Source organism: Bacillus paranthracis (assembly GCF_001883995.1).
GTDB classification, from domain to species: Bacteria; Bacillota; Bacilli; order Bacillales; family Bacillaceae_G; genus Bacillus_A; species Bacillus_A paranthracis.
Map to the genome: position 1 here is coordinate 63,597 of NZ_MACE01000027.1, position 15,560 is coordinate 79,156.

At 33.1% G+C, this 15,560-nt stretch carries 18 protein-coding genes and 1 pseudogene; 14 read left to right on the forward strand and 5 right to left on the reverse strand.

Annotation, left to right across the window (positions count from 1 at the left end):
- Nucleotides 1-109 precede the first annotated feature (109 nt).
- Both exsC and BAQ46_RS11955 read right to left on the reverse strand, forming a co-directional pair.
- The gene (gene exsC / locus BAQ46_RS11950; RefSeq protein WP_000148803.1) at nt 110-544 is read right to left on the reverse strand and encodes an exosporium protein ExsC; all 435 of its coding nucleotides are present in this window, start codon (nt 542-544) and stop codon (nt 110-112) included.
- Nucleotides 545-699: 155 nt separating this feature from the next.
- A complete protein-coding gene (locus BAQ46_RS11955) occupies nt 700-852 on the reverse strand; it encodes a YqbF domain-containing protein (protein WP_071729165.1) in 153 nt (50 codons plus the stop codon).
- 478 nt (nt 853-1,330) lie between these two features.
- Between BAQ46_RS11955 and BAQ46_RS11965 the strand changes: the two genes are divergently transcribed.
- From BAQ46_RS11965 to BAQ46_RS12000, 8 genes are all read left to right on the forward strand, one after another.
- Complete coding sequence (locus tag BAQ46_RS11965; protein ID WP_000067092.1) at nt 1,331-1,699, forward strand: hypothetical protein; 369 nt, start codon at nt 1,331-1,333, stop codon at nt 1,697-1,699.
- Between the two features lie 196 nt (nt 1,700-1,895).
- The gene (locus BAQ46_RS11970) at nt 1,896-2,681 is read left to right on the forward strand and encodes a class I SAM-dependent methyltransferase (RefSeq protein ID WP_000031333.1); all 786 of its coding nucleotides are present in this window, start codon (nt 1,896-1,898) and stop codon (nt 2,679-2,681) included.
- Nucleotides 2,682-2,751: 70 nt separating this feature from the next.
- Nucleotides 2,752-2,940 carry a YvzF family protein gene (locus BAQ46_RS11975; protein WP_000621882.1) on the forward strand — a complete coding sequence of 63 codons (189 nt, stop codon included), beginning with the start codon at nt 2,752-2,754 and terminating at the stop codon, nt 2,938-2,940.
- A gap of 77 nt (nt 2,941-3,017) precedes the next feature.
- Nucleotides 3,018-3,983, forward strand: a complete 966-nt coding sequence (locus BAQ46_RS11980) for a nucleoside hydrolase (protein ID WP_000029504.1) — start codon at nt 3,018-3,020, stop codon at nt 3,981-3,983.
- Nucleotides 3,984-4,162: 179 nt separating this feature from the next.
- Nucleotides 4,163-4,405, forward strand: coding sequence for a GlsB/YeaQ/YmgE family stress response membrane protein (locus BAQ46_RS11985; protein WP_000638307.1), 243 nt, complete (start codon nt 4,163-4,165; stop codon nt 4,403-4,405).
- A gap of 77 nt (nt 4,406-4,482) precedes the next feature.
- Nucleotides 4,483-4,878 (forward strand): hypothetical protein, encoded by a 396-nt coding sequence (locus BAQ46_RS11990; protein WP_000847587.1) that lies wholly within the window; start codon nt 4,483-4,485, stop codon nt 4,876-4,878.
- 99 nt (nt 4,879-4,977) lie between these two features.
- Nucleotides 4,978-5,823, forward strand: a complete 846-nt coding sequence (locus tag BAQ46_RS11995) for a gluzincin family metallopeptidase (protein ID WP_000609539.1) — start codon at nt 4,978-4,980, stop codon at nt 5,821-5,823.
- A 28-nt stretch (nt 5,824-5,851) separates the two neighbouring features.
- Nucleotides 5,852-6,520, forward strand: a complete 669-nt coding sequence (locus BAQ46_RS12000) for a YjgB family protein (RefSeq protein ID WP_071741971.1) — start codon at nt 5,852-5,854, stop codon at nt 6,518-6,520.
- Nucleotides 6,521-6,599: 79 nt separating this feature from the next.
- On the opposite strand, the gene BAQ46_RS12005 is transcribed toward BAQ46_RS12000, so the two are convergent.
- Complete coding sequence (locus BAQ46_RS12005; protein WP_001016135.1) at nt 6,600-7,826, reverse strand: MDR family MFS transporter; 1,227 nt, start codon at nt 7,824-7,826, stop codon at nt 6,600-6,602.
- Between the two features lie 101 nt (nt 7,827-7,927).
- On the opposite strand from BAQ46_RS12005, the gene BAQ46_RS12010 reads away from it, so the two are divergent.
- The 5 genes from BAQ46_RS12010 (at nt 7,928) to BAQ46_RS12030 (ending at nt 13,455) form a co-directional block, all read left to right on the forward strand.
- Entirely contained in the window at nt 7,928-9,664 is a 1,737-nt protein-coding gene (locus BAQ46_RS12010; protein WP_061130343.1) for an ABC transporter substrate-binding protein, read from the forward strand.
- A 158-nt stretch (nt 9,665-9,822) separates the two neighbouring features.
- Complete coding sequence (locus BAQ46_RS12015; RefSeq protein ID WP_000102254.1) at nt 9,823-10,446, forward strand: YhbD family protein; 624 nt, start codon at nt 9,823-9,825, stop codon at nt 10,444-10,446.
- Nucleotides 10,447-10,459: 13 nt separating this feature from the next.
- Nucleotides 10,460-11,170, forward strand: coding sequence for a bactofilin family protein (locus BAQ46_RS12020; RefSeq protein ID WP_001258379.1), 711 nt, complete (start codon nt 10,460-10,462; stop codon nt 11,168-11,170).
- A gap of 18 nt (nt 11,171-11,188) precedes the next feature.
- On the forward strand, nt 11,189-11,896 hold the full coding sequence (locus tag BAQ46_RS12025) for a hypothetical protein (RefSeq protein ID WP_000400898.1): 708 nt from the start codon (nt 11,189-11,191) through the stop codon (nt 11,894-11,896).
- 23 nt (nt 11,897-11,919) lie between these two features.
- Complete coding sequence (locus tag BAQ46_RS12030; protein ID WP_000229602.1) at nt 11,920-13,455, forward strand: MDR family MFS transporter; 1,536 nt, start codon at nt 11,920-11,922, stop codon at nt 13,453-13,455.
- Between the two features lie 54 nt (nt 13,456-13,509).
- Here the strand turns inward: BAQ46_RS12030 and BAQ46_RS12035 are convergent, their stop codons facing one another.
- On the reverse strand, nt 13,510-13,830 hold the full coding sequence (locus tag BAQ46_RS12035; RefSeq protein ID WP_001062732.1) for a hypothetical protein: 321 nt from the start codon (nt 13,828-13,830) through the stop codon (nt 13,510-13,512).
- Nucleotides 13,831-14,226: 396 nt separating this feature from the next.
- Between BAQ46_RS12035 and BAQ46_RS12040 the strand changes: the two are divergent.
- A pseudogene (locus tag BAQ46_RS12040) lies at nt 14,227-14,481 on the forward strand (GNAT family N-acetyltransferase); the annotation flags it as partial.
- Nucleotides 14,482-14,983: 502 nt separating this feature from the next.
- On the opposite strand, the gene BAQ46_RS12050 reads toward BAQ46_RS12040, so the two are convergent.
- Entirely contained in the window at nt 14,984-15,415 is a 432-nt protein-coding gene (locus BAQ46_RS12050; protein ID WP_000027225.1) for a GNAT family N-acetyltransferase, read from the reverse strand.
- Between the last annotated feature and the right edge of the window lie 145 nt (nt 15,416-15,560).

Genomic DNA, 15,560 nt, shown 5'->3' on the forward strand with positions numbered 1-15,560 from the left:
ATGATTAAAACATAATGAATAGTAGGGATAAATATTAAAAAAATAAAAAAGCAAGAACATATAACTATGTCTCGCTTTTCTCAATTGCAAAATTAAACATTAGATTCACTTAGCAGCATTTACGCTCTTGTCCAATAGCTAAAGCGCTAAAAGATAGAGGACCAACAACTTCTGCGCTTGCACCACTAGTAAGGTTTTCTACAGTTAATGAATATTGGTGTGTTCCACTGCTAACATTTTGATCTATAGCTTGAAATGTTTGAGTGTAGAATTGCTCAGAATCTGTAGATTCAATACCTGCTTGTGCATTGAAAATTTCAAAGTTATCACGGAAAATTCGGAATAAAACTTGTGAAGTCCCAGATATACCTTCTATACCAATTGTAGCGATTAACTCTACACGATTATTACGTGAATTTCTACTTGAAATTCTTACTTTCAAATTTGCTAGAATTGCTTTATTTGGAGAAGCTGGAATTGCAAAAGTGGTTTCACCCGTTTTACTTATAGGTTGAGTAGCTTGGTAATCAATGATATGAGTCATATTCGTCACCTCCTCTTATACTAAAATATGAAAATAGCAATGAAATAGCTTGGACAAATAATAGAGTCGACATTAATTGTTGAAAAGGAGTAATTCACAAAAAAGCATCAAGAAAATATCACAATACAGTGATGGTTTTCTTGGTGCTTTTGTACTTAGGCCGAAAATTCTTCTTTGCGTACTTCGAAAAATTCATTACGACGTAAGTAATTATAAACTTTCTCGGAAACCTCTTCTTCTTCAGACATTAAGAAACGATGATTAAAAGCATAGAAGGATTGACCTTTAATTAATTTTACGTAGTAAATTTTACACGCCTCCTCTAGCAAAATTAGTATTCACTTAATATTATGATGACCTATATGCTTGTGAATCATACTTGAAGTTTCAAAGTATAGAAGCGAAACAAATTAAAAAGCTTACAAAACTGTAATGTTGTTGTCACGTTTTCCGATAGTTAAAAATAACCAATCTCTTCTATACTACAAATAAGTTACATAAAATAAGGGGGTAAAAATGATGGATGAAGTGATTGGAGAAGTTGTAGCAGGAATTTGTGAATTTGTGGTGGAAGTAACAGCAGATGCTATTGGGAATTTAGTTTCTGGAAAGGATGAGGAAAAAGAAACATTATAATAGTTTGTAAAAGTATACAGATGATTAAACTATAAAGGCTGATTTCTAAAGGGAAGTCAGCTTTTTTATTTTTTACATTATATTAATATTATTTGAATATTCATTTGTTATTATGTTTATGAAACTCATAAAGGAGGTGAATAAATAAAGATGTCGAATTTAGAGGCTGATTTATCTGATTTTCGTTTAATTGTGGCGAATGTGGAGGAAAAGGAATATCACTTTATTGTTCGTGAACACCCGATTGTAGGAAAAATTATATCGCTATTGGAAAATGGAAAAGAATATGGTTTAATAGATAAACAAATTGCTAATAAAGATAAATTTATTAAATCGGAGCTTACTAAATTAGAGTATTTTAACATAGATGTTCTCTATCATACACCTGGATGGATATGGATTGGTATGGATCAATTTGGTTTACATGCTCGTGAGGCTACTTATAACGAAGTAGACGTTATTATGAAGTTGAAAGAGGATTTATATTATATAGATGTATATGAAAAAGTAAAAATGTAATTGATATTTGGTCAGGTTAGGGGACAAGTTCCCGTAGCCTTTTTTGTTTTATATGTAAACGGAAAATCGATTTTATGTTGATGATAGGACAGCATGATAAGAAGTGAGCTGAAAAGAGGATTTGAAAATACATAAAGAGAACTTTAATTATTATATGAATTCTATATGTAAATAACAATAGAAAGAAGATGATAAAATGAGTAAAGAAGAGCTTGTGAAACAACAGTTTGGTAATAATGCGGAGAAGTATGTAAAAAGTAAAATTCATGCTAAAGGACCGGATTTACAATATGTAGTTCAACAAGTTGAGTCTCGTCATAATAATCGTCTTCTTGATATTGCTACTGGCGGAGGACATGTTGCAAATGTATTAGCGCCATTGTTTAACGAAGTAGTTGCTTTAGACTTAACAGAAAAAATGTTAGAGAATGCAAAAAAATTTATTATAAGTAACGGCCATGAAAATGTGTCTTTTGTTGCTGGAAACGCTGAGAGTTTACCGTTTTCTGATAGTTCTTTTGATACAATTACGTGCCGAATTGCAGCACATCACTTTACGAATCCAGCTCAGTTTATTTATGAAGTAAATCGTACGTTAGAAGATAATGGATTGTTTATTTTAATAGATAATGTTTCACCGGAAAATAATGAATACGATACATTTTATAATTTTATAGAAAAAAAGCGGGATCCGAGTCATGAACGGGCTTTGAAAAAAACAGAATGGATTACCTTATTAGAGAAAAATGGTTTGCAAATGCAGTCATGTCTTACTTTTGACAAGAAATTTGATTTTGACTGGTGGTGCGATATGATGAATGTACCTTTGCAGAAGCGGGTGAAGTTAACAGAATGTATGATGAAAACATCAGTTGAAATGCAAGAATTCTTTAACATTCAATATGAAAATAATAAAATTATATCGTTTTATACTGAAATGGCATTGTTTGTATGTAGAAAAAGTTTAACATTAAAAAGATAAATTTCTTGCAGTCTTTCCAAAGTACGTTATACTTAGTAACAGAGAAAATGAGAATTGAGGAAATGTAATAATGATTCGCGTACGTATTGAAGGAACTGAAGAAGAAATGCTTGAATTTATGGAGAAAATGCCGGATATTCCTGGATTTGAAAAAACACATACGAGAGAACCAAGAAAAGGAAATAATCCAAAGTATGATTCAAGTAAAAATGTGCTAGCATATTTATCTTATAAAAAGATTGAAGTCGCCAATAAATAGGCGGCTTTTTTAGTTTGCACCGTTTCACAGCCTTGTCTTTTTTACATACTAATAATAGTAGATAATGCTGAAGAGGGGTGAGTATAGTTAATAAGAAAATCATCTTTTTTGGAGACTTTGGTATTGATGATGCTGTGGCGTTAATTTATGCAAATAAAACATGTAAATTAGATATTTTAGGTATTGTTGCTGAATATGGGAATGTATCGCGAGAAATCGTAACAGAAAATGTGTATTTTTTAGAAAGATACTATGCTACAGAAGTAAAAATCATTGAGGGTGCAGCAAGACCGATGACAGCTGAAGAACCTTTGTTTTTTCCTGAAATTCATGGAGAGCACGGCTTAGGTCCCATTATTCCACCTGAAATGAGGATTTGTAAACGGGAAAATTTTTGTGAATTAATTAAATTAATTGAGCCTTGTCCAGAAGATATTATTATCGTAGCGACAGGACGATTAACAACATTGGCAACATTATTTTTATTATATCCAAATGTAATGGATAAAATATGTTCGTATTATATTATGGGCGGTGCGTTTTTATTTCCTGGTAACGTTACTCCTGTATCGGAGGCAAATTTTTATGGAGATCCAATTGCTGCAAATATTGTAATGAAGTACGCAAAGAATGCGACTATTTATCCATTAAATGTAACGCAACAGGCCCTAATTACGCCTGAAATGGTGGATATTATTAATAAAGAAGGAACAGGGCAGGCAAAGCTTATTAAACCAATGATTGATTTTTATTATGAGAACTTTTATAAAAAAGAATACCCGGGTATTGCTGGAAGTCCGATTCACGATTTGCTTCCGTTCATTTCATTTATAAATGATGATATTTTTGAATATAAAAAATCTGCAGTTTGGATTAGTACGACAAATGACGTAACAAGAGGACAAAGTGTGGCTGACTTTAGAAAAATAGCTGAGCCGACGAGGTTTGATGATCGGCCGATACAAAGAATTGCGGTTGGTTTTAATTATCCTGCATTTAAAGAAGAGTTTATGCGGACAATATTGAAGCCCGATTGTCCATAATAAGTGTAATATCTCAAGCTGCATAAATCGTTAGTCTAAAAAGTTAATTAACATGTATCATTTTTACAAAAAAATACAGTTATGCTCCATGAATAACTTATGAAAAATGTAACATAACTAATGGTAAGCAATTGTTTCTAATTATATTTTGATTGGTGAAATATAAAGGAGGTTATCATATGATTTGGTCTTTAATCGTTGGTGGTATATTAGGGTGGCTTGCTAGCTTAATTACTGGTAGGGATGTACCAGGCGGTGTAATTGGTAATATTATTGCTGGTATTATTGGTTCTTGGATTGGTGGGAAATTACTTGGTAGTTTCGGCCCAGTAATCGGCGGATATGCAATTATTCCAGCTTTAATTGGTGCGATTATTTTAATCTTCATCGTAAGTTTCTTATTGCGAGCAATGCGAAAATGAATGTAAGGACTGTTTACATTTGTAAGCAGTCCTTTTTATATGTTATGCTAGTATTATACAATCAGGAGGTGTCAGCATTGAAAACATTTACAGTAAATTTTCATCAAGAAGATAATGCTAAAGCGACAACAGTACATAAATTAAGTGAAGAGGACTTCAATAAAGCGACAGAAAAAGGTACTCGTCATCTATTTGATTTAGATACAAACGTTGGATTCTTCGTATTCTTTGACGCAGAAGATGCAGAAGGAAATGATCAATACTTAATGCTACAATATGAAGGAGATCATGAAGAGCCAACTGCGTGTTACGGATTTGACTTAAAATTATACTATCAATTTTTAGCACTATACTTAAATGATCTTGAATTCCAAGGCGAAACGGATGAGGAAGAGGAAGAATATGGTCCAATTCATCATTTAGCTCACTTACTTTACCATATTGTTGAAGATGGTAAGTCAATCGAAGTGTAAAAATACATATGTAAAGCTGTCCTTTTTGGGCAGCTTTTTTCTATTTAAGGAAGGAGTGCAGTGTAAATGGCGAGAAGGGATATATAAGGAGATGGAAAAATGATAAACAATACAATTCCAAGTTTTTTAAAATTATGGGAAAGCACCGACGTAGAATTAGCAGTCCTCAATCAATACTTCACTTCGCATCCAGAGATATTTGAAGAATACTTTAAGTATCATTGTCCTAATACGAATGAACGTCTTTCTAATGCCATAAAACAATATCCCGCAAAAATAGAAGACATTCGTATCATTACTAAAACATTACCAATCATTATCCAAGAGGTAACAAATGCATATCATAATAAATTTAACTTTGATGTAAAAATGAAATTTCATTTATTTGTTGGAGGATTTGGATCAAATGCATTTGTAGAAAGAGAGATTATTGGAGATATGTTTTTTGCCGCAGAAAAATTATCTCCAAATTTAAATCACCTTCGTGTTATTGTCGCTCACGAAATAGGGCATATATATCATAATGTTATGTTACAAAATAATGGAATGGATTGGGAGAAAGCTGAGTGGACCGATGCGGCAGTTAATTTGTATCGTGAAGGTGTTGCAACATACGTATCAAAGCAAATTGTGAAAGGTTTAAATGAATCCGTGTATTACTCATATGACGATGATGGTGAACGTTGGTTACAATATTATATAGAAAATGAAGAACAAATAAAGAAACGTTTTTTGAAAGATTATATAGAAGGATGGACGTTTGAAAAAGAGAAAGAGTGGTTTCGGTTATCTGGCGGACAATATTTTGGATACAACCGACTCGGTTATTTTTTAGGAACAGCTTTTGTAGAATATGTTGCACAAGCATTGGGCGAGAGTGAAGTATTTACTTTTTGGAACAAACACAATTTGAAAAGAGGTGTAATGGATTGGTTATCGAAATGAATCAGATTATGATAGGGGGCTGAAATGTATGAGAGTGTATGTAAAGATAGGTATGTTATTTCTCGCTTTTACATGTATTTTTGCATTAGTAGCATGTAAAGGAACAGACGAAAAAAAGGAAACAGATCCAACAACGGAAAATAGTAAAAATGAACAGAATAATACTTCTGAAGAAAAGAAAGAGCCTGATGAAAAATCAAATAAGGCAGGGTCAACAAAACCAAAGATAGATCCAAGCACGAAAGATACAGTAATCAATCAAAAATCAATTAACCATGTTAAAGAATTATTTGAACTAGCGAAAGAAGGAAAAGTACCTAATGTTCCGTTCGCAGCTCATACAGGAGATATTGAAGAAATAGAAAAAGCGTGGGGGAAAGCAGATAAAACAGAACAAGCAGGAAACGGAATGTACGCAACTTTTACAAATAAAAATGTTTCCTTCGGTTTTAATAAAGGATCACAAGTTTTTGATGTACGCTCCTATCATGCAGAACTAAAATCAATTACATTTCAAGAAATAGAGAAAGCTTTAGGAAAACCAGCTGCAGTTAAAGTAAATGGGGAAGATAAAATATATGTATATAAAGTAAACAATCAGTTTGAGTTAAAATTCATTATTTCAAAATCGACTGGTAAGGTAAATCATATTTCGGTATTTTCGCCTGAGGATAGTATTAATAAAATGGCAGGGTAATAAAGAAAGGATGTCACAAAGGTCATCGAGACTTTTGTGACATCCTTCTTTTTACTGTTAAAAGGGTGGGGAATGCAGCCTATAAAACATGGGGAGTATGCTCCGAAATGTCTTTTTTTATTTTATTACGCTCTAAATTTTGAACAAAAAGAGCTTGAATAATGCCCCCAATTATTAAGAAACAAGCACAAATATAAAATAGCATGCTACCGTTTAGTTTACTTAATAAAACGGCACCAAGTACAGGACCGCACGTTCGGGATATATCCCAATGTAACCCGTAAATTGAAAAATACAATCCACGTTTATCTGTAGGGGCGATTTCTGAAACAAATCGAAGTAAATGGTTTAAAGCGATGCTTCCACCAATGACTAAAAAGAGTAATGTAAAAAATAGTGACGCGATTGTTGCTGAAAGCCCGTAGCCAATTGCAGCTATTGTATAGCATGTGTAAGAAATAAGAATAATTTTCGCCATAGAAAATCTTTCAGACCATTTCACGAGGAAAACTTGCAGAAAGATTTCCATAATAGCTTTGCATGTTGAAATAAAAACGAGTGTGAGTTCGAAATCCGGAAAATTATGTTTCGCGAAAATAAGATAATTCGTCTCAGTTTGTGCATAAAAAAAGCTAATAGGAAGTGTAGAAATCATAAGTCCAAATACTGCGTAATGTTTGTGTACAAATTGTTTTGGAGATGTTACTTCAAATTTTTGCGTTGGTGTTGTCATTGCCGGAGCGGTTTCTGGAAGCTGCGTCCAAACAACGACTGCATATACTATAAGTGCAATGCTTTGTACTGTAAATACATATTCAGGGTGAGTCTTATAAAAAATAGTACCAATTAAAGGGCCGATTAGGGTACCTATTGCTCCCATCGTTTGCAGAAGAGAGAAGATTTCTGCTTGCTGATTTTGTTTTGTTAAATCAGCTATTTGTGCACGTTGAGCAGGAATATATAAGGAACGGCCAACCCCATTTATGACATATAACAAAGCAAATATAAAAACGGATTGAGCAAAGATGAAGCTGCCGATTGCAACACCTTGCAGCAGTAAGCCGAGTAACATAATTTTCTTTCGCCCATATTTATCAGTCACTCTTCCAGCAATAAGTGTAAATATAATGTCCGAAAGCGGTTGTAACCCGAAAATAAGCATAGTCATCATAATATTGCCGTTTAGCATCTTATTAACGTAAATAATCATAATGATAGCTAACATGGATTCTGTTGTTCGAGTTAATAATTCACCGCACAGTCTAATGATGATTGGTTTATTGTAACGTAATAAGAGATGATTCAATATTATTTCCTCCTTTCTATATTGAAATGATAAGATGAAAGGAGAAATGGAAAAAGGGTAAAAAGAATAGGGAGTATTTTTCACCTTTTAGGGGGAATATGATGTTTATTTTAGATCAATACATTGAACTATGGGTTGCCTATGGGAAAGGGAAAAAAGAAGGAGAACAATTAGAAATAACAGTCCAAAATATATCCGAAACATTATTTTGTACAGAACGTAATAGTAAATTGATTATAAAAAAATTAGATGAGTTAAATTGGATTGCTTGGTTTCCAGGACGAGGGAGAGGGAGGCGTTCTAAAGTAATATTTCGAAAGCATCCGAAGTCATTAATTTTAGATAAGGGAAAAGAAATAACGAAAAAAGGGGATGTGAGGAGCGGAATCGAATTTGTGGAACGCTATAGCTCGCTATTTTCATCCGTACAGAGTGAATATCAGTCATGGATTGATTCAATATTTGGTCATAAAATAGAAATGACATCTGAAGGGAGAAGAGATGTCCTTCGTTTGCAAGTACAAATGAATCTAGATATCGCTTTAGATCCGGTTTACGCTACGATGCGATCGGAATGTCATATGGTTAAACATATTTTTGATACACTTGTATATGTAAATGAGGAAACAAACTCTATAGAACCAAGGCTTGCTTTTCAATGGGAATATGATGATGCTGAAAAGGTATGGACTTTTTATTTACGAAAAGGCGTTCGTCTTCATAATGGGAAACGACTTACTGCACATCATGTCATACATTCATTAAAACGATTTATGAAAGCTGAAAACAACCCACATGCATGGATGTTACAACATGTTGAAAGTTTCCGTGCAGTGGATGAATTTGTTGTTGAAATTCAATTACATACGGAAAATAGGATGTTTTTACATATGCTAAGTGCAGAACAATGTTCTATCGTAAAGGAAGATGAAGCGGGAAACTTCATAGGTACAGGACCTTTTATATTACAAGAGAAGAATACACATTTATTTGCATTAGAAGTACATGATTTATATTATCGTGAAAGACCTTTTCTTGACCGAATTGAACTATTGAATGTAGAGCAAAATGTAAATACATATGACGTATTAGTAAAGGCACAGTATAAAGATAAAGAAAATCTTAATAAAGAACTTTCACGGCTTGAATCGAATGTGACATATGTAACGTGTAATCTTGTAAAAAAAGGGCCAATGCAAGATGAGCTGTTTCGAAAAGCGCTATACAAAATTATTCATGGTGATAAAATCGTTCAAGAACTCGGCGGAGAACGTGGAGAAGTGGCAAAGAAACTAATATTAGCAAATGAAAGTATAGTAGATATTGACGAAGATATCCAAAGTTTAATTAAAAGGAGTACGTATCATAGTGAAGTGCTACAACTATACACATTTACAGGACGAGATCACGTTGAAGATGCACAATGGATACAAAAAGAGTGTGCGAAGTACGGGATTCGTGTAGAAACCAATTTTCTTGAAATAGAAGATCTTTTAGAAATTAGTACGATACAAAAGGCTGATATGATGCATGATAGCGCAACAATTAGCGAACGAATAGAAGATAGTTTATTATATATGTTTCTTACAAAAAACAGTTTTATTCATGGGCAAAGCAGCGTGGATTTTCATAAATTATTGTCCCCTTATTTTAAACAAGAACAAGTAGAGGAAAGAGTTACACTGTTACGCGATATTGAGGACACATTGTTACGTCAAATTCATGTTATTCCTTTATATCGCAACAAACAACAAGTAACTTCTCATGAAAAAGTACAAAATATAATGATTAATTCACAAGGGTGGATTGATTTTTATAGAATATGGTTTAAACCTTGATAGATAAAGGTTCTTATGCATTTTTTATGAGGTGTATAAGAGCCTTTTTGTATGTAAAATAGGATTGTTTTACACATTGTTACGCTACTTGTGATAAAAGTCCATTTACAACGTAACAGTGTTATGTTACATTGTTATCAGGAAGGAGTGTTATACAGTTGAGTACAGATTTAATTTCAAAAAAAGATTTATTAGAACTTACTGGTATTTCATACGGACAGTTATATAGGTGGAAAAGAAAAAATTTAATACCGGAAGATTGGTTTGTACGAAAGTCTACATTCACGGGTCAGGAGACATTTTTTCCGAAAGAAAAGATTTTAGAGCGAATTGATAAAATCCAAACGATGAAAGAGGATCTATCACTTGATGAACTAGCGAATATGTTCTCACCGAGTGTGAGAGAAATTCTTTTAACAAAGGAAGACGTTTTACGTAAAGGGATTGCATCAGAACCAGTTTTACAATTTTTCATAGAACAAACGAATAAAACAGCAGAGTTTCAATTTGTAGATATTCTTTATGTGTACATGTTAGAAGAATTACTACAATCGGGAGAGATTAGTTTAGAAGAAGGAAAAATGGTCTTGCAAGTTTTAAGTGAAAATTATGAAGCAATGAAACATAAAACGTGTGACTTAATCATTGTCCGAAAGTTAGGGATTTCTACATGTTTCTTAGTTTCAAACGTGGATGACTTAATTTTTGAAAAAGGCACCAAAATCGTTTTACGCGAAGCGATTATGAAATATACCGAAGCATTAAAAACTAAATTGTTGTAGTGGAGGAGAAAGTATGCGTACAGATAATTTGATTATAAATGGTTACGGTTCATCGAATGGCGGCGAGTTTCATAAAGTGCAATTAAACGGAAAAGGAACTGTGAATGGAAATGTTGAATGTGAGCAATTTGAATGTAACGGTTACGGTGCAGTTACTGGCGATTTGAAAAGTAGCAGAGCACGAATTAGCGGATCTGGTAAAGTTGATGGCACAGTTCATGCTGAAACGATGCGAATTGATGGAAAAGCTACAATTACGCAAAATGTAAAGGCAAACAGTTTGAAAATTGCAGGAAAAGGTACGATAGGCGGAAATGTCACAGGTGAAGAATTTAAAGTCAATGGTCAAGCAACAATTGACGGTAATTGTGAAGTGGATACTTTTTCTTCAGAAGGACAATTTACAATTGGCGGATTATTAAGCGCTGATGAAATAAATATTAATATTCACGGTACATGTCGCGCGAAAGAAATTGGTGGTCAAACGATTAAAGTAAGACATAGATCAGGTACATTAAGTAGGCTATTTAAAACAGTATTTGGCTTGCAATTAGAAGCTGAACTATTAGAAGGTGACAATATTGATATTGATTATGCTCACATAAGAACGGTAAGAGGAAACAATATTACAGTAGGACCGAACTGTGAGATTGAACTCATTGAATATACAGGTGTTCTTACTGTTGATAAAAGCGCAAATGTAAAAGAAATTAAGCAGGTTTAATGGGAAGGAGAAAGTAATATGGAACATCCACATAGTCTCACAGTAAATGGTTCCGGTAATTCAGCAGGCGGAGATTATAATAAAGTGAAGATTCGCGGTGAAGGAACGATTTCTAATGATATGAGCTGTAATGAATTTAAAACGTACGGCACGAGTGATGTACGGGGGAATATGAAAGTAAAAAATTATGTTGTGTATGGAGATAGTGAAGTACAAGGAACTGTAGATGCAGAATATGTAAAAGTATATGGTAATACAAAAATGCATGGTGATGCACATATTGAAAAAACAAAAGTTAGAGGTATGATAGATATTGCTGGGAAGTTTTCAGGTGATTTTGTCGATGTAAAAGGTGCTTTAAATGTGAGGGGAAATATTGAAGTAGAAGATTTATCATTAACTGGTGGTCTTGAAAGTGATGGATTACTTAATGGTGAAAATATTCAAATCTCACTTCGTTATGAAGGAAGTAAGGTAAGAGAAATTGGTGGTAAAAAAATTACGATTCGTAAAAAAGCGAGATTTCTTCCTTTTATTAGTCATGTTGGAAACCTTCAAACTTCAATTGTTGAAGGAGATGATATTTATTTAGAACATACGATTGCTGACATAGTGAGAGGAAACAACGTTACAATTGGCCCTGGGTGTGAAATTAGTGTTGTAGAATATCATACTAGTTTTAATCAAAAGGGTAATACAGTCGTAAAAGAACATAAACAAATATAAGTAGTATGAGGGAGAGCAAGGTTATGGTTGAGAAGAATAATAAGCTCGGCTTTATTGTGGCGGGCTTATTGCTAGGTATTTTAATGGCATCAATGGATAATACCATTGTCGTAACAGCGATGGGAACGATCGTTGGTGACTTAGGAGGTCTTGAAAACTTTGTATGGGTCGTTTCTGCCTATATGGTCGCAGAAATGGCAGGTATGCCGATATTCGGTAAACTATCAGATATGTATGGTAGAAAGAGATTCTTTATTTTTGGTTTAATCGTCTTTATGATTGGTTCGGCACTTTGTGGTACTGCTGAAAACATTACACAGTTAGGCATTTATCGTGCGATTCAAGGTATTGGCGGCGGGGCATTAGTACCGATTGCATTTACTATCGTGTTTGATATTTTCCCTCCTGAAAAGCGCGGGAAAATGGGTGGTTTATTCGGAGCAGTATTTGGATTGTCAAGTATTTTCGGGCCATTACTTGGCGCATATATTACAGATTATATTAGTTGGCACTGGGTATTTTACATTAACTTACCGCTTGGTATTTTAGCACTTATTTTTATTACATTCTTTTATAAAGAATCACGAGTTCATAGAAAACAAAAAATTGATTGGTTTGGCGCAATTACTTTAGTTGGTGCAGTAGTTTCTTTAATGTTTGCACTTGAACTTGGCGGACAAAAATATGATTGGGATTCTAGCTTTATTTTAAGTTTATTTGGTGGATTCGCTATTTTAATTATTGCATTTATTTTTATTGAACGAAAAGTAGAAGAGCCAATCATATCATTTGAGATGTTTAAGCAGCGCTTATTCGGAATGAGTACCATTATTGCTTTATGTTATGGTGCTGCGTTTATGTCAGCAACTGTATACATTCCGTTATTCATTCAAGGTGTATACGGAGGTACCGCAACAAACTCAGGGTTATTACTATTACCGATGATGTTAGGATCAGTTGTAACAGCGCAATTAGGTGGGTTTTTAACGACGAAGCTTAGCTATCGAAACATTATGATTATTTCTGCTGTTATTATGCTAATTGGACTATTTTTATTAAGCACATTAACGCCAGAAACAAGTCGTGTATTATTAACAGTGTATATGATTATTATTGGATTTGGAGTTGGTTTCTCATTCTCTGTACTAAGTATGGCGGCTATCCACAACTTTGGTATGGAACAGCGAGGGTCTGCGACTTCAACGAGTAACTTCATTCGTTCATTAGGCATGACGCTTGGTATTACAATCTTCGGAATGATCCAAAGAACAGGTTTTCAAGATCAATTAGAAGAAGCATTTAAAGGTATGAACGGGGGAATGAATACAAACGCTTTAGGAGATTCAAGAGCTATTTTATCAGAATCGGCAAGATCTCAAATTCCACCGCAAATATTAGATAAAATTATTGATGCTCTTTCTAGCTCAATTGTCCAAACATTTATGTGGGCATTGGTACCAGCTGGTTTAGCATTCATATTTATTTTCTTTATGGGAAATGAGCGCATGGTAATTAAAAAACAACAAAAGAATAAAAAGAGCGAAACATCAAAAGCGTAATGAAAAAGCTCCCTTCCAATTGGAAAGGAGCTTTTTCGTATGTACGGATTTAGATTAGCCTTCGATGATTTCGTATTCTTCGTCTGCTAATAATAAAATTTGTGTTTTCTTACCTTTGTTTTGAACTTCGATTACATCGTAAGCACCTAAGTCTCTTATTTTGCTTTGAGAAGCGTTAACCATAACTTCAATAGAATCAATTAAGATATCTTCTTCAATGTATGATTCAGGCAATGCCATATCTTCAGTATCTAATACACATGCGTATAGATTTTGTAAGTTTTCAGCAGTTGGATTTTGTTCTTCAACATCAATGATGTTTTTTACTGCTTCCATATTTTCTTCTTTTGCTTGGTATACTTTAATTTTAGCCATTGTTTTAATCTCCTTTATAACGTAATCGTAGAGGCTACACTTCATTATAACGTTTTTTTCATGAAAGATGAAATTGTTATATGTATTTATAGGGAAATTTAAGTGTTTTTACCCATTATAGACGTAATTTCATGATTTGTGTAATGAATAAGTAACTATATGCCTAGGTTAAAAGTATACTGTCTAAGCTCTTCTCATATTTCATCCCTATACTATATGTATTAGATAAAAACATATAGTATAGGGATGGAGTGTAATGGATTGTGAGTCAGCATGAAATTGTAATATCTTATTGCATTTAATGAGATGAAAGGTATCGTATCATATCATTCGTGCAAGAGGACAATGGGGTTATCTTTGTAGATTGCAAATCATTCATGAGTCTAATAACTGTTATCGTATAGTATTTATGATAAAGGGGTTAAAATTGAAGTTGCGACTGATCACAATTATAGAAGAAAAGGATTGGCGACTATAGTTAGTGCAGCACTAATCTTGGACTGTTTAGAAAAAGGGATATATCCAAACTGGGATGCAGCGAATACTACATCTGCAAAACTAGCTGAAAAACTAGGATATGTTTTTGATAAGGCGTATGATACTTATTTTGTGGATAATAGTTCAAATAAAAGAGCAGTTAGCCAAAGCTAACTGCTCCTCTCTAAAGGGGGAATGGAGAGATACAATCATGTTATTTACATTATTGACGGGAGATTGATTTTTAAACAATCTTCTATAAAAGTTGAGATAAAATATTTTTAATTAACCCTGAGGATCCAATTAAGAGTACTGATAAAAAAACGATTGAGAATATACTTTTTTTAGGTTTTTTAAATTCTATGTATATGTTAATAATGGCACCAATTGCAACTACAGTAAAGATAACGAGTCTTATTACATCTATCATAAATAACGCTCCTTTTAATTACTTAATTGTATTATATAGGAATTGGCCTTTCGATTAGTTTATTTGAATACGATTTAAGGTAATTTTAAACAAACTAATCATTTATACAAAAGTAAGGTTAAGAAAAAAGACAGCGTAAGAAGTAATAGTATATCTTGTAGAAGCTGATGTTGACCAAATAAATTAGGGTTATTATCTATGCGGAAAAGTATAATTAATATTTATATATACTCACTTTAGGTACTTTTACAACTTAAATAATAAAACATGCTTTTCATAATGATCCAAACACCAATTATATTTTTCTAGAATAATTGGATGAACAACTTCTTTCGGAGTATCGACCTCAGTATAGCCATATTTCTTATAAAAGTTTTTTAATTCCTCAAAAGGAAGACAATATACATTTGGAACTTGTAATTTCTTCGCAGTTTCTACTAAAAATGAAACAAGATCCCCAGCTAATTGTAGCCCTCTAAATTGAGGAAGAATATAAATTCCACCCATTTCTAAAGTATCTTCATCTATTTGGACTAATCGTCCAACACCTGCATACTCATTGTTGTATGTAATAATTGCAACTTTGTCTCTTTTTAAATCACTTCGTACAAATCCTATTGAGTCGTATTGATTATTAATCCATTCTAAATCATTAGATGTAGCCATTTGGATACTCATAGCCATCCTCCTTCGGAATACTAGCACTATCTTTATTATATAAAACATAAGATGCTATATCAAAAGAACCTTGATATAGCACATTTGCAAAATTTATTAGTTGAAGTTGTAGATTTGCTGGTATTGAAATGATAATTTCAACTAA

Excerpts from the sequence above, each read along its gene's own strand:
- exsC (WP_000148803.1), bottom strand. The coding sequence starts at position 544 with ATGACTCATATCATTGATTACCAAGCTACTCAACCTATAAGTAAAACG.
- BAQ46_RS11965 (WP_000067092.1), top strand. The coding sequence starts at position 1,331 with ATGTCGAATTTAGAGGCTGATTTATCTGATTTTCGTTTAATTGTGGCG.
- BAQ46_RS11970 (WP_000031333.1), top strand. The coding sequence starts at position 1,896 with ATGAGTAAAGAAGAGCTTGTGAAACAACAGTTTGGTAATAATGCGGAG.
- BAQ46_RS11975 (WP_000621882.1), top strand. The coding sequence starts at position 2,752 with ATGATTCGCGTACGTATTGAAGGAACTGAAGAAGAAATGCTTGAATTT.
- BAQ46_RS11985 (WP_000638307.1), top strand. The coding sequence starts at position 4,163 with ATGATTTGGTCTTTAATCGTTGGTGGTATATTAGGGTGGCTTGCTAGC.
- BAQ46_RS11995 (WP_000609539.1), top strand. The coding sequence starts at position 4,978 with ATGATAAACAATACAATTCCAAGTTTTTTAAAATTATGGGAAAGCACC.
- BAQ46_RS12000 (WP_071741971.1), top strand. The coding sequence starts at position 5,852 with ATGAGAGTGTATGTAAAGATAGGTATGTTATTTCTCGCTTTTACATGT.
- BAQ46_RS12010 (WP_061130343.1), top strand. The coding sequence starts at position 7,928 with ATGTTTATTTTAGATCAATACATTGAACTATGGGTTGCCTATGGGAAA.
- BAQ46_RS12020 (WP_001258379.1), top strand. The coding sequence starts at position 10,460 with ATGCGTACAGATAATTTGATTATAAATGGTTACGGTTCATCGAATGGC.
- BAQ46_RS12025 (WP_000400898.1), top strand. The coding sequence starts at position 11,189 with ATGGAACATCCACATAGTCTCACAGTAAATGGTTCCGGTAATTCAGCA.
- BAQ46_RS12030 (WP_000229602.1), top strand. The coding sequence starts at position 11,920 with ATGGTTGAGAAGAATAATAAGCTCGGCTTTATTGTGGCGGGCTTATTG.
- BAQ46_RS12035 (WP_001062732.1), bottom strand. The coding sequence starts at position 13,830 with ATGGCTAAAATTAAAGTATACCAAGCAAAAGAAGAAAATATGGAAGCA.
- BAQ46_RS12050 (WP_000027225.1), bottom strand. The coding sequence starts at position 15,415 with ATGAGTATCCAAATGGCTACATCTAATGATTTAGAATGGATTAATAAT.